Origin of the sequence: Chryseobacterium candidae, assembly GCF_004916905.1 — a bacterium.
Classification (GTDB): domain Bacteria; phylum Bacteroidota; class Bacteroidia; order Flavobacteriales; family Weeksellaceae; genus Chryseobacterium; species Chryseobacterium candidae.
Window position 1 is genome coordinate 143,514 of sequence record NZ_SDLV01000047.1, and the last position, 23,530, is coordinate 167,043.

The 23,530-nt window shown below is 37.1% G+C and carries 24 protein-coding genes and 3 tRNA genes; 9 read left to right on the top strand and 18 right to left on the bottom strand.

The genetic code is table 11. The features are described 5' to 3' along the window. Positions 1-366 precede the first annotated feature (366 nt). Positions 367-1,749, top strand: a complete 1,383-nt coding sequence (locus EK417_RS18260; protein WP_076595218.1) for a tetratricopeptide repeat protein — start codon at positions 367-369, stop codon at positions 1,747-1,749. Between the two features lie 46 nt (positions 1,750-1,795). Here EK417_RS18260 and EK417_RS18265 read toward each other — a convergent pair whose 3' ends face one another. From EK417_RS18265 to EK417_RS18280, 4 genes are all read right to left on the bottom strand, one after another. Continuing rightward, positions 1,796-2,662, bottom strand: a complete 867-nt coding sequence (locus tag EK417_RS18265; RefSeq protein WP_136522976.1) for a hypothetical protein — start codon at positions 2,660-2,662, stop codon at positions 1,796-1,798. A gap of 48 nt (positions 2,663-2,710) precedes the next feature. Beyond that, positions 2,711-3,589, bottom strand: coding sequence for a DMT family transporter (locus tag EK417_RS18270; RefSeq protein ID WP_076595220.1), 879 nt, complete (start codon positions 3,587-3,589; stop codon positions 2,711-2,713). Then, complete coding sequence (gene aat / locus EK417_RS18275; RefSeq protein WP_438830170.1) at positions 3,576-4,163, bottom strand: leucyl/phenylalanyl-tRNA--protein transferase; 588 nt, start codon at positions 4,161-4,163, stop codon at positions 3,576-3,578. The genes EK417_RS18270 and aat overlap by 14 nt, the downstream gene beginning before the upstream one ends. 125 nt (positions 4,164-4,288) lie before the next feature. Beyond that, positions 4,289-4,666, bottom strand: a complete 378-nt coding sequence (locus EK417_RS18280; RefSeq protein WP_110367509.1) for a DUF3127 domain-containing protein — start codon at positions 4,664-4,666, stop codon at positions 4,289-4,291. Positions 4,667-4,844: 178 nt separating this feature from the next. Here EK417_RS18280 and EK417_RS18285 point away from each other — a divergent pair. The 4 genes from EK417_RS18285 (at position 4,845) to EK417_RS18300 (ending at position 5,963) form a co-directional block, all read left to right on the top strand. After that, a tRNA-Leu gene (locus tag EK417_RS18285) sits at positions 4,845-4,926 on the top strand. 4 nt (positions 4,927-4,930) lie between these two features. Beyond that, positions 4,931-5,006 (top strand) — tRNA-Gly (locus tag EK417_RS18290). Between the two features lie 6 nt (positions 5,007-5,012). After that, positions 5,013-5,096: transfer RNA gene (locus EK417_RS18295), tRNA-Leu, on the top strand. Positions 5,097-5,258: 162 nt separating this feature from the next. Further along, on the top strand, positions 5,259-5,963 hold the full coding sequence (locus EK417_RS18300) for a hypothetical protein (protein WP_136522977.1): 705 nt from the start codon (positions 5,259-5,261) through the stop codon (positions 5,961-5,963). A 129-nt stretch (positions 5,964-6,092) separates the two neighbouring features. Here EK417_RS18300 and EK417_RS18305 read toward each other — a convergent pair whose 3' ends face one another. From EK417_RS18305 to EK417_RS18360, 12 genes are all read right to left on the bottom strand, one after another. After that, positions 6,093-8,300, bottom strand: coding sequence for a peptidase domain-containing ABC transporter (locus tag EK417_RS18305; protein WP_076595223.1), 2,208 nt, complete (start codon positions 8,298-8,300; stop codon positions 6,093-6,095). Further along, entirely contained in the window at positions 8,297-11,398 is a 3,102-nt protein-coding gene (locus EK417_RS18310; protein WP_136522978.1) for a lantibiotic dehydratase, read from the bottom strand. The genes EK417_RS18305 and EK417_RS18310 overlap by 4 nt, the downstream gene beginning before the upstream one ends. Beyond that, entirely contained in the window at positions 11,379-12,326 is a 948-nt protein-coding gene (locus EK417_RS18315) for an LLM class flavin-dependent oxidoreductase (protein WP_136522979.1), read from the bottom strand. The genes EK417_RS18310 and EK417_RS18315 overlap by 20 nt, the downstream gene beginning before the upstream one ends. Before the next feature lies 1 nt (position 12,327). After that, positions 12,328-13,485 carry a lanthionine synthetase LanC family protein gene (locus EK417_RS18320; RefSeq protein WP_136522980.1) on the bottom strand — a complete coding sequence of 386 codons (1,158 nt, stop codon included), beginning with the start codon at positions 13,483-13,485 and terminating at the stop codon, positions 12,328-12,330. After that, entirely contained in the window at positions 13,485-14,657 is a 1,173-nt protein-coding gene (locus EK417_RS18325) for a lanthionine synthetase LanC family protein (protein ID WP_136522981.1), read from the bottom strand. The genes EK417_RS18320 and EK417_RS18325 overlap by 1 nt, the downstream gene beginning before the upstream one ends. Before the next feature lie 80 nt (positions 14,658-14,737). Beyond that, positions 14,738-14,908, bottom strand: a complete 171-nt coding sequence (locus EK417_RS18330; RefSeq protein WP_174774463.1) for a class I lanthipeptide — start codon at positions 14,906-14,908, stop codon at positions 14,738-14,740. A gap of 62 nt (positions 14,909-14,970) precedes the next feature. Next, entirely contained in the window at positions 14,971-15,150 is a 180-nt protein-coding gene (locus EK417_RS18335) for a class I lanthipeptide (protein ID WP_076595229.1), read from the bottom strand. A gap of 55 nt (positions 15,151-15,205) precedes the next feature. Next, entirely contained in the window at positions 15,206-15,385 is a 180-nt protein-coding gene (locus EK417_RS18340) for a class I lanthipeptide (RefSeq protein ID WP_076595229.1), read from the bottom strand. 53 nt (positions 15,386-15,438) lie between these two features. Next, positions 15,439-15,618, bottom strand: coding sequence for a class I lanthipeptide (locus EK417_RS18345; protein WP_076595231.1), 180 nt, complete (start codon positions 15,616-15,618; stop codon positions 15,439-15,441). A gap of 53 nt (positions 15,619-15,671) precedes the next feature. Beyond that, positions 15,672-15,851 carry a class I lanthipeptide gene (locus EK417_RS18350; RefSeq protein ID WP_076595229.1) on the bottom strand — a complete coding sequence of 60 codons (180 nt, stop codon included), beginning with the start codon at positions 15,849-15,851 and terminating at the stop codon, positions 15,672-15,674. Positions 15,852-15,939: 88 nt separating this feature from the next. Next, on the bottom strand, positions 15,940-18,336 hold the full coding sequence (locus tag EK417_RS18355) for a TonB-dependent receptor (protein ID WP_228457968.1): 2,397 nt from the start codon (positions 18,334-18,336) through the stop codon (positions 15,940-15,942). A 66-nt stretch (positions 18,337-18,402) separates the two neighbouring features. Then, the gene (locus EK417_RS18360; RefSeq protein WP_076595233.1) at positions 18,403-19,047 is read right to left on the bottom strand and encodes a hypothetical protein; all 645 of its coding nucleotides are present in this window, start codon (positions 19,045-19,047) and stop codon (positions 18,403-18,405) included. 126 nt (positions 19,048-19,173) lie between these two features. On the opposite strand from EK417_RS18360, the gene EK417_RS18365 reads away from it, so the two are divergent. Then, positions 19,174-19,932, top strand: coding sequence for a response regulator transcription factor (locus EK417_RS18365; RefSeq protein WP_076595234.1), 759 nt, complete (start codon positions 19,174-19,176; stop codon positions 19,930-19,932). Positions 19,933-19,951: 19 nt separating this feature from the next. Here the strand turns inward: EK417_RS18365 and EK417_RS18370 are convergent, their stop codons facing one another. Together EK417_RS18370 and EK417_RS18375 are read right to left on the bottom strand one after the other, a co-directional pair. Then, positions 19,952-20,698: a ThiF family adenylyltransferase gene (locus tag EK417_RS18370; protein WP_136522982.1), complete on the bottom strand. Its 747-nt coding sequence runs from the start codon at positions 20,696-20,698 to the stop codon at positions 19,952-19,954. Positions 20,699-20,893: 195 nt separating this feature from the next. Then, entirely contained in the window at positions 20,894-21,526 is a 633-nt protein-coding gene (locus EK417_RS18375; RefSeq protein ID WP_136522983.1) for a helix-turn-helix domain-containing protein, read from the bottom strand. Positions 21,527-21,649: 123 nt separating this feature from the next. Between EK417_RS18375 and EK417_RS18380 the strand changes: the two genes are divergently transcribed. From EK417_RS18380 to EK417_RS18390, 3 genes are read left to right on the top strand one after another with little or no spacing between them, the layout of a single operon-like run. Further along, positions 21,650-22,045 carry a type III secretion system chaperone family protein gene (locus EK417_RS18380; RefSeq protein WP_076595237.1) on the top strand — a complete coding sequence of 132 codons (396 nt, stop codon included), beginning with the start codon at positions 21,650-21,652 and terminating at the stop codon, positions 22,043-22,045. A gap of 19 nt (positions 22,046-22,064) precedes the next feature. Continuing rightward, on the top strand, positions 22,065-22,766 hold the full coding sequence (locus EK417_RS18385) for a PspA/IM30 family protein (RefSeq protein WP_110367464.1): 702 nt from the start codon (positions 22,065-22,067) through the stop codon (positions 22,764-22,766). A 3-nt stretch (positions 22,767-22,769) separates the two neighbouring features. After that, positions 22,770-23,426: a hypothetical protein gene (locus EK417_RS18390; protein WP_136522984.1), complete on the top strand. Its 657-nt coding sequence runs from the start codon at positions 22,770-22,772 to the stop codon at positions 23,424-23,426. The last annotated feature ends 104 nt before the right edge of the window (positions 23,427-23,530 follow it).

Sequence of the window (23,530 nt, forward strand, 5' to 3'; positions counted from 1 at the left end):
AACGGACAATGAGTCTGTTCTTTTTTTATATCAGAAATGTTTCAGGCAGCTGTGGATGGAAAAATTAAAATGGAGACACAAGAAATAGATAGTAAAGATATCGAATCGGCATGAAACGCTGAGATACAAAACGGAAAACACCTTGTTATAAGAATTTAACCCCAATTTCCGGTTTTTTATCCACAATCCTTTTATCGGTTTTCTTTTTTTACTATTTTTATAATAGAAATTTATGAAATGGAAAATTCAAAAAAAAGTTGCAACTTTGCATAAATATTTGAATATCAGTTTCAGATATATTATTAATTAAACGTTTGCCGAGGTTTGTAAGCAAATTCAAACGTTGGGCCGACAAAGAGGACACTATTGGAAGAGTATTTTGGAAATGAACTTGTAAAAAAGTTCGAGGAAATGATGGAAAACAATGACGAATTCTACTTTGATACAGAAGAGTTGGAAGACATTATTGTTTATTATTTGGAGCTTGGGGATTTTAATTACGCTGACATGGCTGTTAATTATGGACTAAAGCTTCACCCTAATTCGTTGGATATTAAGATTAAAAGACTTGAGATCCTTCTGGAGTGGGAAGAGTATAATACGGCGAAAGAACTTATTGACGAACTGAAAGGCGCTTCTATGGAGAATACAGACTTTTTGGTTTGCTACGCCAAGTATTATTCGAACCTAGGAAATCCCAGAAAATCCATTGAAATCTGCAAAAAAGCTTTAACATTAGAGGAAGAAGAAAACTTTCTCCACAACTTTATTGCGGATGAATATGTGAATCTCGGAGATCCTTTTAACGCTCTTAAACATTACAGAAAAGCACTGAAGGAAGATCCTACGGATGAATATTCGCTGGAAAATGCTATGGTATGCTTCAGTGACCTGAATAAGAGTGAGGAGGCTATTGCCTTTCTTAATGAATATTTAGATGAATTCCCTTATTCTGAAACCGCATGGTTTGAATACGGACAATTCTACTTCAACAGAAAAAATTATGACGAAGCGATAAGAGGCTACGACTATTTGCTGGCAATCAACTCAAACTCTGTAGGAGTATATGCCAATAAAGCAGCTTGTTATGAAGCTTTGGGACAATACCAAAAGGCGATCGAAACTTATGAAGAAATGCTGGAGCTTGAATATACAAAAGCATTTACTTTTTATAAGATCGGATTGTGCAATAAGGCCCTGAAACAGCCTATTTTAGCATTAAACGCGTTCCAGAAATCACTTAGAGAAGATCCTCAGTTCTATCTTGCCATGATGGAGCAGTCTTATCTTTATGAAGAGATGGGCGGAATGTCTGAAGCATTGCATTTTGCCAAAGAAGCTACCCAGCTCAATGAAAACAATCTTGATTATCAAAAGAGACTGGCATTCCTGTTCATTGATTCAGGAAAGTTTGAAGAAAGCCTTTCCTGTCTTAAAAAACTGGTGGATGCAGAGCCGTCAAGATTCTATAACTGGTATGCCTATTCAGAAGTTTTGATGTTGGTAGGAGAGTATGAAGATGCGGTAACGGTTTTGAACAGAGCCATTAAAAAGCATTACAGAGCAGAGCTGTTTTATCAGCTTAGTAATTGCTTTTACAATCTGAAAGACCAGGATAAAGGTATGGAATCACTTCAAAAAGCACTTGAACTTGATCCTTCTCTAGCTAAGGATATGCAGAAAAAATATCCTTTCATTAAAGACGAAGTGAAAAAGGTAAAAGCCAGCAAAGTGAAGAAAAAGAACTAGAAGAATCTAAAATAAGAGAAAAAACCTGCAGAAATGCAGGTTTTTTTTATTGATAATTGTATTCGTAGAAAAATTTATCCGGAGCGCTGGTGTTTGCATTTCCGTTCATATCAAGAGACTGTCTGCTTTCTTCAGATGGATAACCTGCAGTATTAAAAGTGGTGGTATACTTATGAGAGGTAGCTCCGGTAACTGTTCCTCCTCCGGCTGTAGCATGGGTGAACTCTCCTTTATAAGTACTTAAGCTGTTTTTTATATTCGAAAATAGCATGCTTACCCCGTCACTGTTCTCATTTCCGTTGAATATGATTTTGTCAAAGCCTTTTACATTTTTAAAAGGATAGTTTTTTTCTGTGTAAGTATAAGTCTCTTTTTCGTTATAATTAACGGTATTTCCATTAACAGTTCCGGTTCCTGATCCTACGCTGCTTACCATATTTCCATTGTTATAAGTAAATACACTGTTGATGGTGGAAGAACCTGCAATTCCCGAATTTGTCTCTCTTTTCACCTTGATTTCCGTATTACTGGTGTAGTTATAGGTAAATGTAACCGTATTTTGAACAGTTCCGGTAGTAGAATATTCCTTAACAACCGCTGAAGCCATACGTCCATTGGAATATCCATATTCCACAGCACTTTCAAGAACATTATTTTCGTAATTCTTAATGCCCGAAACATAATCATCGGTATAAGAAAACTCCACTCTTTGTCCATGATTAATGTTGTTCATCATACTGATGATTTTGGTTCCGTTGTAATTGATTTTCATTACAATACCGTCCATGGTCATCTTCGTGGGAAGAATTACACTTTGATTAGACGGATCACTGTTGTCAAAAGGAGTGTCGTCAGAATTGTAACAGGAAAGTACAGATAAGGCTACAGACCCCAAAAGTAGAAGTTTTTTCATAGTTATAAGTTATAATCAACCAAATATAATTTAATTTATAATATGATTTTATTTTTTTGGATTTGTTCTTAAAAAGATGAGTCCTGCGATAATAATTCCAGCACCCGTAAATTGTAAATAAGTGAGTTTTTCACCATCAATTATTCCCCAGATAATAGCAACAATAGGCATAACTAAGGTAACAGTGGATGCGAAGAGGGGAGAGGAAACTTTTAATAGACGGTAGTTCATCATCATGGCCAGGCCGGTCCCGAAAACAGATAAAAGGCTGACAAACATAAGTCCCATCAGATTATCCTTCGAAAAACTGAATTCCGAAAAGAATCCTGTACCTGTGAGTGCAATAATGGATGGCAGCAACAAAACAAAGGAAAAAACAAAAGCAGATAAAACCGTAGAAGAGACATCCATCAGCTTTGATTTTACAGTTGTGGTACTTAGTGCATAGCATAAAGTAGCCAATAAAAGGAGCAGAATAGGGATCATTTTCAGCTCTTTGCTGTCTCCTCCTCCAAATGCGAGTATGCATACTCCGGTAAAGCTTATTAGGGTTCCTGTAATCTGTTTTTTCGTGGTTTCAAACTTCCAGACCAGTGCACCTACAATAATCACAAAAATGGGCATCATGGAGTTGATGATTCCGGCAATACTACTGCTTATTTCCGTTTCAGCAATCGGAAACAGAAACATGGGAATGAAATTTCCGGTGAAGGCAGCCAGAATTAACCATTTTAAATGTTTTTTAGGGAAAAGTTTGTAATTGGAAATAGCCACCGGAAGAAGAATAATCCCGGCAATAAGAACTCTTAAAGACCCAACCTGAAACGGATTGAAATGCTCCAGCGATTTTTTGATTAAAATAAAGGATGATCCCCAGATAATACTCAGAACCACCAGAAGAACCCATTTTTCTTTATCTGCGTTCATTATTTTCGTGTAAGATTTTTAGAAATTCTTTTTTAGGAATCATTTTCGCCCCCAGACTCTCCAGATGTTCTGTATGTGATTGGCAGTCAATTAACTCAAGGTTGTCTTTGTTGCTTTCTACAAAGTTGATAAAACCTGCTTTTGAAGCATTACTTACCCTGGCAAACATACTTTCTCCGCAGAATACATTTCCAATCTGCAATCCGTAAAAACCGCCAACAAGTTCTTCACCCTGCCATACTTCAATACTTTTGGCCAAGCCGTATTGATGAAGCCGGATAAAAGATTCCATCAATTCATCAGAAAGCCATGTTCCTGACTGTCCTTTTCTTGTAGCCTGCTGGCAATTCCTGATCACTTCTCTGAAATTCTTATTCTCGGAGAAAGTAAAAACATTTCTGTTGAGTATCTTTCTCATAGACTTGGAAACTTTTAATTCTTCAGGAATAAGAACAAATCTTGGATCGGGACACCACCAAAGGATTTCCTCACCGGGATTGTACCAAGGAAAAATACCGAGCTGGTAAGCAAACCAAATACGTTCTACAGACAGGTCGCCACCAAAAGCAACCACTCCCTCGTGGCCATCATACAGCTCAGGGTCAGGAAATGAAATCTCGTTTTCGTCTAATCAGACCATTTTTAGAAAAAAAATCCCACTTCAAAAAGCAGGATTTATATTTGATCTTTATTCTTTAATTAAAAAGGCAAATCGTCATCATCGTCTCCGGCAAAAGGATTTTCGTTAGAAACTGGAGATGCTGATTGCTGAGGCATAGCCTGAGTAGGTTCTGAAGTATTTTCAGAAACTTTTTCTATTCTCCACCCCGTAATAGAGTTGAAGTATTTCGTTTCACCCTGAGGAGAAACCCATTCTCTTCCTCTGATGTTGATTCCTACCTTTACGTTTTCTCCTTCTTTAAGGTTATCTAATAAACTGATTTTATCAGACAAAAATTCTATGTTTATCGGCTGTGGATACTGTTCCTGGGTCAAAATAACCATTTCTCTTTTTTGAAACCCGCTCGCAAATGTTTGAGCATCAAAAAGTTTCTTTACCGTTCCTTGTAATTCCATATCGTAAATATTAACGATGTAAAAGTATGAAAATGAAATGTAATAAAAGAAGGCATGAAAAAAAAATATGGAAATTTTATTTTTTTTTCCTGAAAAGTTTGGTGATAAAGGAAATTGTCCTATATTTGCACTCACAAAAACGAAGCAAGCTCTTTAAAACTTACAATATAAAAAACCAGCGGATGTGGTGTAATTGGTAGCCACGCCAGACTTAGGATCTGGTGCCGTGAGGCGTGGGGGTTCGAGTCCCTTCATCCGCACTATGCGAAAATAGCTCAGCTGGTAGAGCACAACCTTGCCAAGGTTGGGGTCGCGGGTTCGAATCCCGTTTTTCGCTCCACACCATGCCCTGGTGGTGGAACTGGTAGACACGCAGGACTTAAAATCCTGTGTCCGCAAGGACGTACGGGTTCAAGTCCCGTCTGGGGTACAAAGCCCTCTGTAATTGGATTACGGAGGGCTTTTTTGTTTTCACTGCAATAAATCCCGGTTTGTTTTTTTATATTTAATTCATTATAATTTAAAAATAGTGAATCAAAAAGAAAAACCATATCATGTCTTTTGGTACATTTGCCACAGAAAAAATAAAACCATGAAATTATTCAATACCATTGTAGTCGTTAGCATGATCGGTGCTTCTAGCCCATTATTCTCACAGACATCCAGCGAAAGCAAAGCCAAAGAAATTATAGAAAAAGCCATTCAGGCAGAAGGCGGGAAAAAACTTCTGAGCAGCATAAAAACGCTGTATTCCAAATCCGAAACGGTAATGGACGGACGAAATGTGTATTGGATTACCAAAGAAATGGTACCCAATAAAGGAAGCTTTGAAATTGAATATCAGGGAAGAATTGTTTACAAATCATGGTTTGACGGTAAAACAGGTTATGAACTGGTCAACGGTGAGAGAAAGCTGGCTGATCCTGCTGAATTTAAAGATAAGGCCGACAGAAAGTATATCATGAATGAACTTGCTTACATAGATCCAAAATTATACAAGATTGAACTTATTGACGAAAATCCGGATAAGATCTATTATAAAATAAAAGCAACCTATATAACAGGAAAGGTGACCTATCTGTATTACGATGTAAAGTCATTCTTTCTAAGCAAAGAAGAAACGGTGGAAAATGGTGAAAAGAATACATTCTCTACGGTGTTACAAAGTGATTATAAAAAATTCGGGGATCTTTGGCATCCTACTAAATCGACTTTTGTTTCTGAAGATGGTAATCAGGAAACAACTCTTGTAGATTTGTATTATAATAAAAATATTGAGGATAAAGATTTTAAATAATTGATTTACAATCTCTCCAGACTAAACCAAAAACCTTTTTAAATGCATTACAAGGGTTTTCTTTTTTAATAAGATGCACAAAAAACCGCCTCACAAGCTGCGAAACGGTTAAAATATATTGAGAGGTGATTAGTTGCCTAATTCAAGCTGATTTTTTACAAGGCTGTAGTAATCTGCTTTTCTGTTGACCAATTCCTGGTGGTTGCCTTTTTCAACAACAGCTCCGTTTTTCAGAACAATAATCTGATCTGCATTTTTTACGGTGCTTAAACGGTGTGCTACAATAATTACCGTTTTTCCTTTGAAGAATTCCTGTAAGTTATCATGAATGATCTTTTCATTTTCGGCATCCAGCGCAGAGGTGGCTTCATCGAAGAGGATAAAATGAGGGTTTTTGTATACGGCTCTTGCAATAAGAACCCTTTGTTTCTGCCCTCCGGAGATTCCGTTGCCGGCTGCCCCGATTTTGGTGCTGTATCCTAACGGAAGATTATCTATGAAGGAAGAGATGTTGGCTACTCTTACTGCATTTTCCATCTTTCTGGTATTGATTTCCACTTCGCTGGTGGCGATATTTCTTTCAATGGTGTCGGAGAAGATAAACCCATCCTGCATTACCACTCCGTAGTTTTCTCTGATGCTTTTAGGGGAAAGGGTAAGAATATCATCTTCGTTATAATGAATGGTACCGTGAGTAGGATTATAAAACTTTAATAAAAGCTTCATCAAGGTTGTTTTTCCGCTTCCGCTGGCTCCTACAATGGCTGTCACTTTACCTTCAGGGATAAACAGGTTGACATCTTTTAATACAAACTGAGATTTCGGCCCTTCATACTGGAAAGAAACATTATTTAAGGTAATTCCTCTCTCTTCGTCTTTTGAATGGTTATTGCCTATTTCCAGGGCTTTCATTCCTTCTTTTTCTTCTTCTTCGTGATTCTGAACTTCATTTAATCTTGAAAGACTCAGTTTCGCATCCTGTAAAGAACGGAAGAAAGAAATCATCTGGTTAACGGGAGAATTCAATTGTCCGATGATGTAAGAGATGGCCAATAGTTCGCCGATGGTCATATTTCCTTTCACTACCTGCAATGCTGCAAAGAACGTCACGAAAATGTTCTTTAATTGGTTAAGAAATTCAAATCCTGAAAACTGATACTGATCTACTTTTAAAATACGAAGGGTAGTTTTGAAAAGCTTATTCTGAATGCCTTCCCATTCCTGTCTTTTGTAATCTTCAAACTGATTTAACTTCATTTCAGAAACTCCGTTCAGGATCTCATAAACGCTTTCCTGGCTTTGTCCTTTTTCGCGGAATCTGTAATAATCCAGAATTTCTCTTTTTTTCAGCCAGTATTGAGCCCAAACCAATGATAATGCCGTCAATGAGGAGTAAATAAGCACAATTGTAACGTTATAATACCAAAGCACTCCGAAAAACACTAGAAAAGTAACCATAGAGAAGAAGGTCATAAGGCTCTGAGAGGTAAGAAAATCTTCTATTCTCTCATTATCCTGAATTCTCTGGGTAAAATCTCCCTTCATTTTGGTATCAAAAAAGCCCATTGGAAGGAGAAGCATTTTCTTCAGAAAGTCTGAAATAATGGAAATACTGATTCTGGTCCCGATATAAAGCATCAGCCAGTTTCTGAGAATTTCTATCGTGATACTTCCTAAATATAAAACGACCTGAGAGACCAGAATGATGGTAATAAGATCTACGTCTTTTGTGTTAACTCCTTTATCAATAAGTGTTTGCGTAAGGAATGGAAATACAAGGCTCAGGCAGCTACCGATAAGCAGCATTCCGGATAAAAAGAGGAATTTGCTTTTGTGCTCTTTGAAATATTTCATGGCAAAAGAAATACTCAGTTTATCTTCTTCCGGGAAGGTTTGCTGGTAAAAGCTGTTGGTAGGGCTTACAAAAAGAGCAATGCCGTTTTCACCGTCAGACAGCCAGCTTTTAAGAAAGTCTTTTTCGCTCATCCAGATCATTCCGTGGCTTGGATCTGCAATTTTGTAGCGTTTTTTTCCTGAAATAAGGCTTTTCTTTACATCAATAAGCACCACGAAATGATTTTTATTCCAATGAAGAATACAAGGCAGGCTGCCGTTTTCATCCAGGGTCTGTAATGTAAGCTTGGCAGGATAGGTTTCAAATCCAATATCTTCGCACAGTTCGCTGATGCTCAGTAAGCTAACTCCTTCTCTGGATAGGTTGGCATTTTCTTTCAAAAAATGTAACGGAATCTGCTTGCCGAAGTAGGAAGCCACCATTGCGATACATGCTGGACCGCAGTCCATTTGGTCGTGTTGAGGGATAAATTTTAGCTTCATGATACTAGATATTTTCTTTTGCCGATTTTCATTTTGTAATACTTTTCTACGATGCCGTAGATGATCAGTTCATGCATTCTGTGTCTGGATCTTATCAGCCTGTTGATATGCATGTGAATAAAACTGCTCACTAATCTTTCTTTCTGAATAGTCTTGAGCTTTTCAATTTCTTTACAGTTTTCTGTGACTGCATTAACAAACTCTGAGAAGTATGGATTGTCATCCGTTTCTACAATTTCGCAGATGATATTCAGGTTGCTTCTGTATTTAAGGTCGAGCTGCTTTTTCAGGTTGCTGTCTACATTAAACTCTTTCTGAAACTGGGTATAGATTTTACTGATCACTTCATGCCGTTTATCCAGATCCATTCTGAAGACATCAAAATAGACGTCAATACTTTTGATGGCATATAACCAAAGATCATCATTGTTCGGAATATTCTTTAACAGATTCACTGTCAGTTTACTGTCATAGTGGAAGATATGTTCCGCAGTGTCAATAAATTCACCTTCATATCTTTCATATTCTCTGTCGTAGGTTCCCATTTCCACTTTATTAATGATTCCTTCGCTGATATATTTATCAAAATAATCGTTGAAAGTTGTAATGATCTGCGCTGTATTGGTAAGGTCATTATCATTAATTTCCAGCCTTAGTCTGATATGATTATCAGGATCACTGTACCTGATGTAGAACCATTTTTTGATCAGATCTTCTTCATTAAGTTGTTCTAAAAGCTCCGGAAACACATCCTGTAATATTTTGTCTGAGAACTTGTTTCCGCAATAAATTTTATAGTAAAGCCATTTATTTCCCGGGATGAATTTATGATCAGCAATATTGTTATTGAAAAGATGCGGGTCAAGCTCAGTTTTAAATGCTGTATAATTTCTGTTGATCATGGGAATGATAATCTCATTGTTGAATTCATCTGCTTCAAGATCATAAAGACATTCTGTAAGTGTCACCATTTCTTTGGATCTCAGTTCATCCACAAGGAATAATAAAAGGTTATCATTTTCCGTATCGATCAGTAATTTGTTATCTCCCTGAGCAATAAAGAAATATCGGTTAACTTTTTTATCTGATAGATATTCTTTTAATTTTTTAATGCTTTCCGTATTGTTTTTGGCCTTTATTCCTGATACTTCGTTCTGGTATACTCGCCATAATGCCGGCGTAAAGATGATATCATTACCAAAGGTGATGCGGGGAATATAATCATACATCAGGTAATTGGTATCCCCAATGTTTAAAACCAATGCAGTGGAAATATCCTGATGCTGGAGGTCACATAAAAACTGGTATACCGGCAGCGAATTATAATCAAAATTATGAGCGGTAGAATGGAAGATTTTTACTTCTTTATTCTGTTCTTTATGGAATAAAACGATTCTTTTATCTATCATTTTAATGTAAAGGTCCGTCAGGCTGATGGTATTTTCCGACGCAGAAGGTTTCGTAAGATAAGAAAGCTGGTTTCCTCTTTTTACCTGTCTCAGAAGGATATTTCCGGCTCTGTTATCAGGTAGGTGAAGCAGTTCTGCGTAAATAAAATGATCATCGTTCTGTTCTTCTTTAATGATTCTGTTCATCGGGGCAAGGATTTCTTCATCTTCATTGGAAAACCTGGCGATAAGGTTGGCTCCGCTGGTACCTCCTACAGAAGAAATAGCAATTTTATCAGAAACCTTTTCTATCATTACTGCAAGAGATCTTGCCAGGCTTACTTCTTCCGTATTCTGAAGATTGCTGATATCATGCTGGCTGAGATCTATAGAAGTCTCTCCGTTAATGTTGGCTTTATTGATGAGTCTTCTCCAGAATTCATGAATCTTTTTATTGTAAGTGATGGAAAAAGAATCCGTGTTAGAATTGGGCCAGCTTAACGTATCTAAAAGAGAAGAAAAATCGTTTTCACTGTTTTGTTCCTGAATATACCCGATGCCGCTTTCATTGTCCAGCACTTCTACCAAAGGGACCAGGCTTTCTTCATATCTTGTGTAAAAAGCTGTTTTAAACTTTTCTAAGTTTTCATTCACCGTTTCGCTTCCTTTGTCCCAAAAACAGGCTAAGGTATTGATTCCTTTTTTGATTTTGGAAAGATCTTCTCTGGTAACCGGAGAGAAATCAAGGGTTCTTTTTAATGAAGAATTAATCAGGTATTTTCTGTCATATAATATGGAGAACTGGTTGGCAAGGGCAAATATTTCATTGTAATATTCCTGAGGCTGTCCTACTCCTGAATTAAGCAGCTTCATATAGTCGTCCATTCTGATGAGGGTATCAAGGTAAGCATCCAGTTCAGGAGCAATGCCTTTTTTCGAATGTAAATATTCAATGATCTGGCATAGTGGAGAATGCTCATTCAGGCAGATATCAAAATTGCTTTTAAAGAACTGGGCATCTATCAGGCTGAAGATATAATATTTAGCATCTTCTTCAGAAACTCCTTCTACGTTTTCTGCTACCAGAGCCACCAGGCCGTCGAATGAGTAAGACTTATTGGCTGTGTTTTCAACCAGAAAATCCAGAAGCTCGTCTTTTTCCAATGAGCTGAGCGTGTAAACTCTTTTTTCATTTTGTACTGTAGTTTCGATATATCGGTAATAATCACCCAGCTTATAGACGGAGTCATTAAGCTCATATTCGTGAACTTCCGGAAAGTCTCTGTTGATCAATGCGATAACCTGAAAAAGGAAAGACAGGTCCAGCGTTGTATACCGGTGGATAGAATCCATATTTCCGGCTTCAATATTTTTATGTTCTGCGTTCAGTTCAAAAGCGGAATGAGAAGCAAATGTTCCGAACGGAGTAGATCTGGTGGTAATTCTGATATAGTATTTCAGGATAGAATTGTTAATTCTGTTTCTCTTTACCTGGGATAAAGATGAATCGTTCTGGCATAATCTTGCCCATTCGTTATACAGCTCATAAGATGCTAAGAAAACAGATTCTCTGAAGACCTCATCATTCCACAGTTCCAGAACAAAATGATCAAGATCTGCTGTATTTTTCGGTATGTTGTTATATTGTCTGAATGAGTACAAAGCGTTTCTCATAAAGCCAATATTAATGTTATCTAACTGCGTTTTCATGTTGAATAGATTGTAAGTTGTAATGATTGCTTATCGTTTCAGCGTTTTCTATTTTCTTATCACTGTCGGGTTCCGTATCATATAAGATGAATTCATCTACGGCCAGTTGATCATCCAGGTTTTCAATGAGTTCAAAAAGCTCTTCAAAGCTGAGGTGTAGAATTTTGAACGCTTCGGATTCATCTGCGTCAGACTTTATTTCACTGATTTCTGAGAGGTTGATTGCCAGAGCAAGTGATGTTTTGGGTTCAAATCCGTTTTTCTGTATAAATGTTTCTTTATATCTGTTGATCTTTTCTTTTTTACCTTCAAAACTGTCAAGGAATTTTCCGTTTCCGTGAAATGCTGATACACAATAATTTGAGTATAAACTGACGGCGTCATCCAGATTGTTCAGGGAAGAGGAAAGATACCATAGATCCGGGATCAGTCCGCCGTAAGGAGGGATCAGAATGCCTTCTTTTTCATTCTTTTCTGCTTCAGAATAAAAAAGTTCATGAATCATGCGGGCATTTTCTTTGAAGACCACTCCGGAGCCTCTTTCAAGAATGTCCGGGTTTAAAAGGTTTTTCGTATGATTACTTTCAGGGATGCCTTTGGACAGGCCAAGGTCTATTCTCCCGTTGAATATATTGTTGATCAGCTTATAATTGGTAGCCACAGCATAAGGAGAATAGCTCGGTACTGAAGTTCCTGCGGATCCTACTCTTATTTTTTCCGTCATTCCGGCAATCATGGCAATCACGATGTCCGGATTTGAAAAGGCAAGATTCTTAAGATGGGAATAATGATGCTCTGCCAGCCAGAATCTGCTGTATCCTAATCTCTCTGCATGAAGGGCATAATCAACTACATCGTTAAGAGCTGTGATGGAATCTTTGCCGCTTCTGTATCCTAGTTCTAGTAATCCTATGCTTTTTGTTTTCATGTTACAGTAAAAATTTTAGGTATTTCGTTTGGTCTATTTTGTCATTCAGAGCAATCAGGGCTCCTGTTTTTCCGAAGAGTAAATTGCTGTCTTCCAATGTGAATGGCTGATCCAGTTCGTTTTCCAGGATTTCCAGTGATCTTTTGGTCCAGAAATTTTCAGCTTTTTCATACTCAGGATGGCTGTCTTTTTCATGAAGCTCATGGTAAAGCTGTACAAGTCCTGAGGTTCCGTGGCAGTACTGGATAAACTCTACTCCTGTGTTGGCCATTACTTTCCTTTTGGTGGTTTCCAGACCCAGTTCGCGGGCCATTTCTGTGTATCTGTTTTCCTGTAGTGTTTCTTCTGTTTTATAAAGAAGATAAGAGAAGGAAAGATCACTGTTGCACCAGCAGAGTCTGTTATTATGAAAAGGCTTCAGCCGGTTTTGTGCTATTTTGTAATTGTATGGTTTATATATTCTGGCATTTTCTACTTCATGAACATCAAAATTGGAGATAATGAAATCCAGGCATGAGTTAATAATATGTTTTGCTTTTTCCGTTATTTCCGGAAGGGCCAAAAGATTATTAACAATAGAAAGATAGCCATAATTGAATCCTAAGTTGATACCATCTGCATAGCTGTCGTTCAGCTTGTTTTCAAATGGAATGGGGTGAGAAATACATTCGTCATAAAGTATGTTTACGATTTCGCTGCTGTATTTTTCGTTTCTGATGGTGTTGAAATAGTGAAGATTTCCTATGGGTCCATCAAAAAAAGTGTAATTGTTTTCGTTCAGCATGGTGACAGACTGTTGGAAGATCAGTTCTCCGATGTCTGCAATCTGTTCATCAAAATCATCCTGAATAAGTCCGTCCTGTTTCAGCAGGTTCAGAATAATGCCCAGTCCGGTCATTCCTTTGGATAGATTCGGGAGGGTGTATACGTTGTTTTCTTTTTGCAGGTTGCCATTTTCAAATACTTCTTCCAGGATAGCGCCTACTTTGTTCACATAGATATCATTTCCGGAGATCTGATACTGTGCAAGAAAATAAAGCAGAAGTCCCAGTTTTCCATAAAGCAATCCGTCCGGTAAATTTCCATAATCAAAATCCAGCAGTTTCTGATCATATTCCTGAAGAAGGATTGTTATGTTTTGAGATTGTAGAGTTTCCATTATAGATCGTAATTATAGAATGAAACATAATTGTGATGGTTTGTAATGATATTGCTCATCAGATTAATACCAATTCCTGCTATTCCCTGGCCTAAAGCCATGTTGATATTGTCATATTCTGCATTGTAGTAGGCATTGAATCCTGCCCATTGCTCATTTTCATTTTTCTTAGACTGAAGAAGATGCTGGTGCCAGTAGTCTTTGGCTTCCAGAAAGACATCCTGTTCGGTAAGATGATAAAGGTTTTTGTACAAAGCGGATAATCCGGCAGAACCATAAATTAATCCCGGTTCCAGGATGGCAGACTGATCAGTGTCTTTAAATTTTGTGGTATTGATCAGTATCTGAAGGCCTTTGTCGCAATAGTCTTTATTGTCTAAAAGAATTCCGGCATTGTAAAAAGTATAGCCAATTCCTATTTCCCCATAAGCCAGATTATGATAATCTATATAAACATCTTCAAATGCATTGAACGGGAAAAGAGAGATATGGTCTGTAGTGCTTTCTTTACAGCTCCAGATGAATGAAAGTCCGGAGTGAATAAGCGCTAAAGATTCCGGAGTGTAGATGTTATTTTTGTAAAGGAATAACAAATAGTTGATGACTCCTGTAGTTCCGTGCCCTAAGCCCAGTTCTACATATGGATTTTCTTTATTGCGAAGATCAAATTTCCAGTAGCTTCCGCTTTCGTGAGTTTGAGTAAGCTCAATGATTTTATCCAAGGTATTGTTTATCAGATGTTTTTTATCCTCAAGATTTCTCAAAACGAAATACTTGGCAAAACTCGGAAAACCGCTGGTAAGGTCAAGATCTCCGTTTTGTGTTTTCTGGATCAGAATTTCTTCCAGAATGTCATCTATATTCTCCAGTAAAGAATCTATTTCATTGTCTAAAACTTCCTGCTGTTTCAGGAATATAAGATATAATCCCAGCTCTCTTATTTCATCATTAAAATGAAGACTCTTATAATCCTCTGTTAAAACAGACAGAGACTTTTCAATATAATGGGTTACCAGTTCTAAAGATTCCGATTCCTGGGTCATCAGATAATGATAATAATAGAACATTGAAGCACTTAGAATCCCGTTATTAAGACCTATTCCGGTAAGGGATGTCTCTTTTTTACGGATACATTCTTCTATTTCTGAGATGATTAATTTTTCTTTTTGCATGATGTGAGAGCTGTGAGATTATATAATTTTTTTAAAAGAGGGAGACTGATGAACATCTCTCCCTCTTTTATAGGAGAAGATTACTTCGCTATTCTTGTTTGTACCACAGTGTTTCCACCGCAAGAACACTGTCCGCAAGACTGCGCCGCTGCCTGAAGGCTGTTAACTCCTCCTTTTAGGCTGTTCATTTGCTCTTCCTGTAATTTGCTGATTTGCTCTTTGTTGATTTGAAGACCCTTAGTTAGTTTCATTTTGTTCATGATGTTTAATTTTAAATGTTATTGTTTATTTTAAATGTGATTGGGAGTGCTGATTATTGAGCTGCTCTTGTTTTTACCACAGTGTTTCCACCGCAAGAACACTGTCCGCAAGACTGGGCCGCTGCCTGAAGGCTGTTAACTCCTCCTTTTAGGCTGTTCATTTGCTCTTCCTGTAATTTGCTGATTTGCTCTTTGTTGATCTGTAGACCTTTTGTTAATTTAATTTTGTGCATGATGTTTGATTTTTAGATTGTTATGGTTTATTTTAAATGTGATTGGGAGTGCTGATTATTGAGCTGCTCTTGTTTTTACCACAGTGTTTCCACCGCAAGAACACTGTCCGCAAGACTGGGCCGCTGCCTGAAGGCTGTTAACTCCTCCTTTTAGGCTGTTCATTTGCTCTTCCTGTAATTTGCTGATTTGCTCTTTGTTGATCTGTAGACCTTTTGTTAATTTAATTTTGTGCATGATGTTTAATTTTAAATGTTATTGTTTATTTTAAATGTGATTGGGAGTGCTGATTATTGAGCTGCTCTTGTTTTTACCACAGTGTTTCCACCGCAAGAACACTGTCCGCAAGACTGGGCCGCTGCCTGAAGGCTGTTAACTCCTCCTTTTAGGCTGTTCATTTGCTCCTCCTGTAATTTGCTGATTTGCTCTTTGTTGATTTGTAGTCCTTTAGATAATTTCATTTTGTTCATGATGTTTAATTTTAAATGTTATTGTTTATTTTAAATGTGATTGGGAGTGCTGATTATTGAGCTGCTCTTGTTTTTACCACAGTGTTTCCACCGCAAGAACACTGTCCGCAAGACTGGGCCGCTGCCTGAAGGCTGTTAACTCCTCCTTTTAGGCTGTTCATTTGCTCTTCCTGTAATTTGCTGATTTGCTCTTTGTTGATCTGTAAACCTTTTGTTAATTTAATTTTGTGCATGATTTTAAAATTTTTAGAATAGTTGATTGTGGTTATCTTTTCAAGTCATAAAACCTTTATTGGACCCTACTTGCAAGTATATAGTTGATTAATTAATTCTGTTTCTTTCGTCCTCGTTCCCGAAATTTCTCTGCTGTTCAGATTTCAGGTTCTTGTTCCCGAATTTGTAGCTTAAAGACACTCTCACTCCTCTGGTGTCGCCATAGCTGGTGAAGTCTGTTTTCACTCCGTTAGACTCATAAGTGATCACAGGTCGCTGGCCATTCAAAAGATCCATACCGGTAACCGTAAGCGTCAGTTTCTTATCCAGGAGAAGAAATTTCATAGAGACATCCAGAATATTCATGGTTGAGATATGAAAGATCTGATAACGTCCCGGAAGCTGAAGCCCGTAGTTCGCACTGAAGAATAGGGTTTTAGATTTATTCAGTGTAAAATCATTATTTGAATAGAAATAGGCATTATATCCGTCTATTGAACTGATGAAATCTGTTTTGGACTTTACCTTCTGATAATTCACATTAAACCCTGTAAAGCTGTTCCACCAGGACCATTTATTAAAATTATAATACGTGGAAACTCCTACCTGATACGTGTTGGCATAGTTCAGAGGTGTACTTCTGGTGATATTCGTTTCAGGATCCAGAATAGAAAGATCCTGGCTGAAATCTGATACCTGAGAATAATACACAGAGGATACCCATTTTTGGTTTCTCACATAAGAAAACTCTAGATTATCAATAATAGAAGGCTTTAAAAAAGGATTTCCTTCCGAATAATAATAAGGGCTTGTACGCACCACAAACGGATTCAGATAATCGAAATTCGGTCTGCGGATCCTTCTGCTGTAGTTAAGAGAGAAAGAGTTTTTATCATTCGGATTATACGTCACATAGGCAGTGGGAAATAATTTCACATAATCATTTTTGTTGGTCTGATTAAGATTGTGAGAATAGCCCGTTGTCTGCGTTGCTTCCATTCTCAATCCTGCCTGGGTTTCCCATTTTTCACCCAGTTTTTTGCTTGCAGAAACATATAGAGCTTCATTATGCTCCTTATAATTAAAAATATTCGACTGATCTGTATTGAGGACTGGTGTTCCGGTTTTACGATCTATAACCACAAGATCGTTATTGGTATTCGTATAAGTGTATTTCCCCCCGAAGCTTAAAGAAGCCCATTTCAACGGCATTTCCACATCTACTTTTCCGGAATAGTTCTCAATACGGTTCACATTCGTATTCGTTGCCGAGAAAAAGCTTCCCGGAAGAATATTTTTCAGGGGATCCAGTTCATTTCCTGCATAAAAGTTGTAATCACTTTTTCTGTAATGGAAATAATCAAAATCTGTAGTGATTTTTGTGCCGGTAGAATATAACTTAAATGTATTATACCAGTTAAGAGAATTCATATTGGGTTTATTGTTGGCATCCATATCAGATGTAATGTAGGAGTTGACAGCTCCTGCCGGATTAAATCTGGAGGTGAAAGGACTGTTGGATGAGGTATTTCTGGTAAAACTCCCCAGATATTTGGCTCCTGTTGTCCATTTTTCAGATATTTTATAATCTACGCCAAGTCCCAGCCCGAGATTGTTCTCTTCAGACTTATTTTTTACATTCAGAATCCAAAGCTCATCCGGATAATAGATTTTACTGTCTGAGGTAGTACGGAGTCTCTGAGAATTAGTATTAGCTGTAACCTGTAATGAAAGTCTGTTTCGGTTGTAATTAAATGCTCCCTGAAGCCCGCCTCCTGCATAGGTTTTCTGAGTATAATTACCGCCGATGTTGGCATTCCAGGAATTGGCTTTTCCTTTTTTAAGTTTGATATTGATCAGTCCGCTGTCTCCTTCTGCATCATACTTTGCTGGTGGGGTAGTAATCACTTCAATAGACTGAATATTATCTGAAGGGATAGATTTTAAGAAACTTGAAAGATCATCGGGAGACATTCTCTGAATACGGTCATCAATCATTATCAGAACTTCACCTTTTCCTACAATGGATACTTTCTCATCCTGAATACGAACCAAAGGAGTTGTTTTTAAAGCATCTATTGCTGTCCCTCCCGTAGCCGCAACCGAATTTTCCACATTGAAAACAAGACGGTCTATCTTTCTTTCCACCAGTTTTTTCTTTTGGGTTAAGCTGATCGCCTGGATTTCCTGGCTTTCCGGCTGGCTCTCTTTTATAATATAGCTTTTTGTCACCTCGCCTTCTATATTTTCACTTCCTTCGTATACCTTGCTTCCGTTCAGGAAAAATTCCATTTTATAAGAATCTGCTTTGGGAAGTTTAATAGAAAACAGTCCGTTTTCATCTGTAATTGCAGAGAACTTATCATCTCCTTTCAGCAAAATAACCTCTACGTAAGAAACATTTTTTGCCTTTTCATCAGATACTTTACCGGAAATACTCTGAGCATTAAGTTGAATGCCCATTCCTATGAAGGATAATAAAGGTATTAAGTATTTCTTTGTCATGTCTTTTATTTTATGTTTCAAATGTAGAATGTTGTATTTTGAACGATGCTACACGGAAGTGTAGTTTTAGGCGGTTTGTTGTAATACTACACTTTGGTGTAGAGCACTTATTTCCTGTGTTGACATCAGGTGATAATTCTTGTCCAGGAAATTTTTCAACCCGCTATAGGTAAGCATTACGGGGATAGTTTCTGAACCAAGATAATGAATAGGTTCGGCCAGTGTAATGGCTTCAATTCCCATAAGCTTAAGAACTTTCAGAAGCTTCGCATCACATTCCGCAATAGCAACAGAGTTTTTATTGCAGCAGACTTCATTGATTGCGTAAGCCATTAATGTTTTGAAAATTCCAAACCCCGTTTTATCAATTCCTTTTTTAATAGCAAATCTTCCGATATGCCAGATGTGGGTCTTTTTATTTTTGATAAAAGAAGATGGGGTAATCTGGAAAAGTTTCTCCAATGGAAGAACATCCTTGTGGTTCCATTTAAAAACTCTTATAGAACCATTGATCTTACCTTCGTGATCTCTGGAGACAAAAATTTTAGACTTTTTAAAGTTCTTTTCTTCATGATATATATCCTCTACTTCAGCTTTAAACTGATCCGTATCAGAATAACTTTCATGATGATTAAAATTTTCGGTAACAACAAATTCTGCTAATTCGTATAAGTTTTTATTACTTAAAGAGTAAAAGTTAAGATGTCCCATATTTTTTTTATCTTTATAGTAAAATTATTACACTGAATAGTGGGATAGGCTACACTTTAGTGTAGATTCCTTAAAGTCTACACTAAAGTGTAGTAACCTAAAAACTGTACCCTTAAAAACTAAACTATGGAAGAGATTGGAAAATTCTTTTCAAATAAAAACAGCATTGATTCGATCTCAGAGTCAGAGAATACTCAGACTTCTGACTACCTTGAGGTCATTAAAGCCTTTGCAAGAATCACCTATATGAGTCTGTATGTCATCGACTATCAGAAGCAGAATTTTGAGTATGTATCGGATAATCCGTTATTTCTTTGTGATCATACCCCCAAAGAAGTAGAAACAATGGGCTATGCTTTCTATTTCCGGCACGTGAAAAAAGAAGACCTGGACCTGTTGTTTAAAATCAATGAAGTAGGATTTGAATTCTACGAAAACCTGCCGGTAAATGAAAGAAAATTATACACCATTTCTTATGATTTTCACTTAGTCAATGCAAGTAAGAATACCATTCTTATCAATCATAAGCTGACCCCTCTTTTCTTATCTTCAGAAGGAAAAATGTGGAAAGCAATGTGTATTGTTTCATTATCGCATAACCACGCTTCCGGAAATATCTCTATTGTAAAGCAGGGAACTGATGAAATCTGGAATTATGATCTGAAAGATAGCAGATGGATTAAAGAAGAAAAGGTGAAGCTCTCAGAAAGAGAAGCCGAGATTCTGCGGTTATATGCACAGGGACTTACCATTAATGAAATAGCGGATAAAATTTTCGTGACAGGAGATACCGTAAAGTTCCATAGAAGAAAGCTCTTCGACAAAATGGGAGTAAGTAATATTACGGAAGCGCTGTCCTATGCCACCAATTACAAACTGATTTAATCATATAATGCACAAATAGCTATTCGGAAACAGCATTCATATAAAACTGAGGAAAAGTTTTGTAGGGCTTTCCTGTGGCTATTTTGAACATTATATGGGTACACATTCCGGCAACAATCCACGATGCGATCGCTAATTGAGGAGGAGGAAGATTTTCTTTCTCCTTCTTATAATCATCGATGATATTTTCCAGCCACTCATTGGGTGTTCTCCAAAACCGCAGATAACCCGCAATGTACTCTACCATTTTCAGTTCATTAAAATTTTCATCGGAAAGAATATCTAGCGGAAGACCGCCAGGTTCCAGAACGACGACTAAACCTCCCCAGCCAAGATTATAGGGATGCAGCACATGTATCCCTCTTTCCTGGCATATTTTGTCAAACACTACAGGAATATTGCTTGAAAAGTCCAATGCATTAATCGCAATATCGTGATCTCCGATTATTTCATGAACATTTTCAGGCGTAATAAATTCACTTCGGTAGCGGATATTGGCCTCCGGATTAATGCTTTTCAACCGGTGGTATAAGGTTTCCGCTTTGTAGGAAGAAATATCCTGATGCGTATAGTTTTGTCTGTTCAGATTAGACTGCTCAATAGTATCGCCATCCACAATGGTAATATTTTCAAAACCAAAACGAAGGGCACATTCAGCAATATTACTGCCGATTCCGCTTCCTGCAAGCAAAATAGAAAAATTTTTTATTGCCTGCTGCTCTTCCTGCTGTACGTATAACCTGTTTCGGGAATATTTTGTTTCCATTGTTTCTATTTTAATACAAAAATAGGTGTCTTTATTCTGATTTTGACTACACGATAGTTTAGTTTTTGTTCTGAGAATCAAAATAAAAGCATGCGAAACATAGATTAAATATAGGATTTTTTAAAATCCTGAATTATATTATTCAATAAGTGGTGATTAAAATGAGATTAAAGGCTTAAACATTCTTTACTGCTTTTATCCGTTAATTTTGACTTTATCTTCGAGTTTTTCCAGCCTTTCAAAAATATCGGTGAAAATATTTTTATCTGCGGTAGAAACATAGCCTACAATCTTATAATACTGCTGGTCATCAGCGTTTTTAATTTTAATGTCGGATGGATATTGCAGACGGCCGTCTTTATATAGCACCAGACTTGATAAGGCTTCTTTTTCCGGATCTGTCTTATTTAAAAATAAAATGTCTCCGTAGTGATAATTAAAAAGCAATTGTTTTTCTGCAGTAAATTCATAAATCAAATCAACGGATGCTAATATTTTTTGCAATATAGGCGAATTTGGATTATTATCTTCCGTTTTAGCCTGTGTTTCCTTGCTGTTTTGAATAGCCAGTTCCGGAAAAAGCATAAGCTGATCAATATCGGAAACGCTTACCAATTGGTTTACCTGGATGATTTCAGTCAGTAATTTATCCAGATTAAGGCTAAAATGATTGGCAACCTTTAATATCGTCTCAATCTTAGGTTCTGCCCGTCCTTCCTCATAAGAGCTTATTACCCCTCTGTTTAAATCAAATAAATCAGCAAAAGCCTTCTGGCTCAGTCCTTTTACCTGTCTTATTTTCTTAATATTAGTTCCAAAGAAGCTCATTTTGTCTAATCATTTTTGCAAAGATAGAGAATCTGGAATAAATAATTGCTAATAATATTTGCATTTTGAAAATTTTATTTTATATTTGTGTAGACGAAAAAATAAAACACTAAACCAGCCATCATGAGAAATCAAATATTCAGAACGGTCAAAGAGTGGTTGTTAGATTATGAGTTTAACATCACGCTGGAGGATGAAGCTCAGAGAATCTTAATCATTGAAAAAGAATCCAACGGGATAAAAAACATGATCCTTATAATATCAGATTCTATTCTGATTATGGAACAGTTTCTTTTTGAAATCAAAAACCCGTCAGAAAAAATATTCCTGAGACTGCTTCAGAAAAACAGGGACATTGTTCACGGAGCATTTGCATTGGACGGTACAGGAAGGCGTGTGATTTTCAGAGACACACTTCCTACCGATAATATGGCACAAAACGAAGTAATGGCTTCCATCAATTCTCTGGGAATCCTTGTGGGGGAATTTACAACAGAAATGCTAGAAATGAGTAAGTAATTCACAAAAGATATTTAAAATGAACATTTTCAAAAGATTGTTAACAATAGGAAAGGCAGAGATCCATTCTGTGATCGAAAACTTTGAAGACCCAATCAATTTAACGCAAGAGGGAATCCGTGAAATGAAAGAACAGCTGGCAAAAAGCATAGAAGCACTTGCACAGTTAAAAGCACTTGCCATCCGGAAAAAGAATGAAGCGGAAACAGAAGGACAGACGGCCAAAGATTACTATAATAAAGCTATAGTCATTGTTCAGAGAGCAGAAAAAGGAGAGGTAGGAACGGCAGAAGCAGACCGTCTTGCTAAAGAAGCCCTGAAAAGACAAACTGCTTCTCAGGAAAATGCAGATGCTCTTCAGAAAGAACATGAAAAACTGTACGAAGAATGCGAAAAGATGCAGGGAAATATCAATCACCTGAAATCAAGTATTACCAAATGGGAAAATGAATTGAAAACCCTGAAAGCAAGAGTTCAGGTAAGTGAAGCTACGAAAGATATCAATCAGAAGATGACCCAGATGGATACCGGAAGCACGGTAAGCATGCTGGAAAAACTGAAAGATCGTGTTGTACAGCAGGAAGCCCTTGCTGAAGCCTATTCTGACCTTTCAAAATCAGGAAAAAGCGTTGATGAAGAAATAGATGCTATAGTGAACAATAGTGATAAAAAGGCTGAAGAAGCCTTAAACAGATTAAAAGAAACACTTAAAAAAGGCTAATATATGACCTTTCAGGAATTTTTAAATGTAGCATTTTCTCCGGTGAATACGGTGCTGACGGTTCTTCTGGGGCTTTCAGTGGTGTATTGGCTCTTTACCATTCTTACAGGGCTGGATATCGATGTTGGGATTCATTCCGATCTGGATACAGATGCAGATATAGACGTTCCGGATGGTCATCTTCACACCCCTGATCACGACCCTTCGGCATGGATGCATTTCCTGAAATTTCTTAATCTGGATATTGTTCCGGTAACGTATTTTCTTACCCTTTCATTGCTGATCACCTGGCTGGGATCATTTTATCTGAATTATTTCATTCCACTTCCTACTTGGGCAGGAATACTGATTCTCTTTCCATTAATGATCGGAGGAATGCTATTAACAAGAATAATTTTAAAGCCTCTGAACCCTTTTTTTAAGGAAATCAATCATAAAGGTGAATTATCATATGCCTTTTTAGGAAGAGAAGGACGCTTAAAATCAAGCATTCAGGATGATAAAATAGGCATGATGGAAGTCTTTATCGGAAGTGATCCTATGACGCTGATGGTAAGAAGTAAAGACGGAAGCAGAATTGAACATGGAAGCCGTGTTATGATTGTAGATGAAGAACCCGAAAAAAGGATTTACTATGTACAGCGGTCAATAAGATATTAAAAATAAGAACTAATAACCATGATAACTATTTTTTTGATTCTGATGAACTATATCCTGGATGTCATCTGTCAATTTCTATAAAAACAAAAAACACAATCTATATA

What these genes read in the sequence shown, in the direction of transcription:
- EK417_RS18265 (WP_136522976.1), bottom strand. Translation starts at nt 2,662, where the DNA reads ATGAAAAAACTTCTACTTTTGGGGTCTGTAGCCTTATCTGTACTTTCC.
- EK417_RS18270 (WP_076595220.1), bottom strand. Translation starts at nt 3,589, where the DNA reads ATGAACGCAGATAAAGAAAAATGGGTTCTTCTGGTGGTTCTGAGTATT.
- EK417_RS18280 (WP_110367509.1), bottom strand. Translation starts at nt 4,666, where the DNA reads ATGGAATTACAAGGAACGGTAAAGAAACTTTTTGATGCTCAAACATTT.
- EK417_RS18300 (WP_136522977.1), top strand. Translation starts at nt 5,259, where the DNA reads ATGAAATTATTCAATACCATTGTAGTCGTTAGCATGATCGGTGCTTCT.
- EK417_RS18305 (WP_076595223.1), bottom strand. Translation starts at nt 8,300, where the DNA reads ATGAAGCTAAAATTTATCCCTCAACACGACCAAATGGACTGCGGTCCA.
- EK417_RS18310 (WP_136522978.1), bottom strand. Translation starts at nt 11,398, where the DNA reads ATGAAAACGCAGTTAGATAACATTAATATTGGCTTTATGAGAAACGCT.
- EK417_RS18315 (WP_136522979.1), bottom strand. Translation starts at nt 12,326, where the DNA reads ATGAAAACAAAAAGCATAGGATTACTAGAACTAGGATACAGAAGCGGC.
- EK417_RS18320 (WP_136522980.1), bottom strand. Translation starts at nt 13,485, where the DNA reads ATGGAAACTCTACAATCTCAAAACATAACAATCCTTCTTCAGGAATAT.
- EK417_RS18325 (WP_136522981.1), bottom strand. Translation starts at nt 14,657, where the DNA reads ATGCAAAAAGAAAAATTAATCATCTCAGAAATAGAAGAATGTATCCGT.
- EK417_RS18330 (WP_174774463.1), bottom strand. Translation starts at nt 14,908, where the DNA reads ATGAAACTAACTAAGGGTCTTCAAATCAACAAAGAGCAAATCAGCAAA.
- EK417_RS18335 (WP_076595229.1), bottom strand. Translation starts at nt 15,150, where the DNA reads ATGCACAAAATTAAATTAACAAAAGGTCTACAGATCAACAAAGAGCAA.
- EK417_RS18340 (WP_076595229.1), bottom strand. Translation starts at nt 15,385, where the DNA reads ATGCACAAAATTAAATTAACAAAAGGTCTACAGATCAACAAAGAGCAA.
- EK417_RS18345 (WP_076595231.1), bottom strand. Translation starts at nt 15,618, where the DNA reads ATGAACAAAATGAAATTATCTAAAGGACTACAAATCAACAAAGAGCAA.
- EK417_RS18350 (WP_076595229.1), bottom strand. Translation starts at nt 15,851, where the DNA reads ATGCACAAAATTAAATTAACAAAAGGTTTACAGATCAACAAAGAGCAA.
- EK417_RS18355 (WP_228457968.1), bottom strand. Translation starts at nt 18,336, where the DNA reads ATGACAAAGAAATACTTAATACCTTTATTATCCTTCATAGGAATGGGC.
- EK417_RS18360 (WP_076595233.1), bottom strand. Translation starts at nt 19,047, where the DNA reads ATGGGACATCTTAACTTTTACTCTTTAAGTAATAAAAACTTATACGAA.
- EK417_RS18365 (WP_076595234.1), top strand. Translation starts at nt 19,174, where the DNA reads ATGGAAGAGATTGGAAAATTCTTTTCAAATAAAAACAGCATTGATTCG.
- EK417_RS18370 (WP_136522982.1), bottom strand. Translation starts at nt 20,698, where the DNA reads ATGGAAACAAAATATTCCCGAAACAGGTTATACGTACAGCAGGAAGAG.
- EK417_RS18375 (WP_136522983.1), bottom strand. Translation starts at nt 21,526, where the DNA reads ATGAGCTTCTTTGGAACTAATATTAAGAAAATAAGACAGGTAAAAGGA.
- EK417_RS18380 (WP_076595237.1), top strand. Translation starts at nt 21,650, where the DNA reads ATGAGAAATCAAATATTCAGAACGGTCAAAGAGTGGTTGTTAGATTAT.
- EK417_RS18385 (WP_110367464.1), top strand. Translation starts at nt 22,065, where the DNA reads ATGAACATTTTCAAAAGATTGTTAACAATAGGAAAGGCAGAGATCCAT.
- EK417_RS18390 (WP_136522984.1), top strand. Translation starts at nt 22,770, where the DNA reads ATGACCTTTCAGGAATTTTTAAATGTAGCATTTTCTCCGGTGAATACG.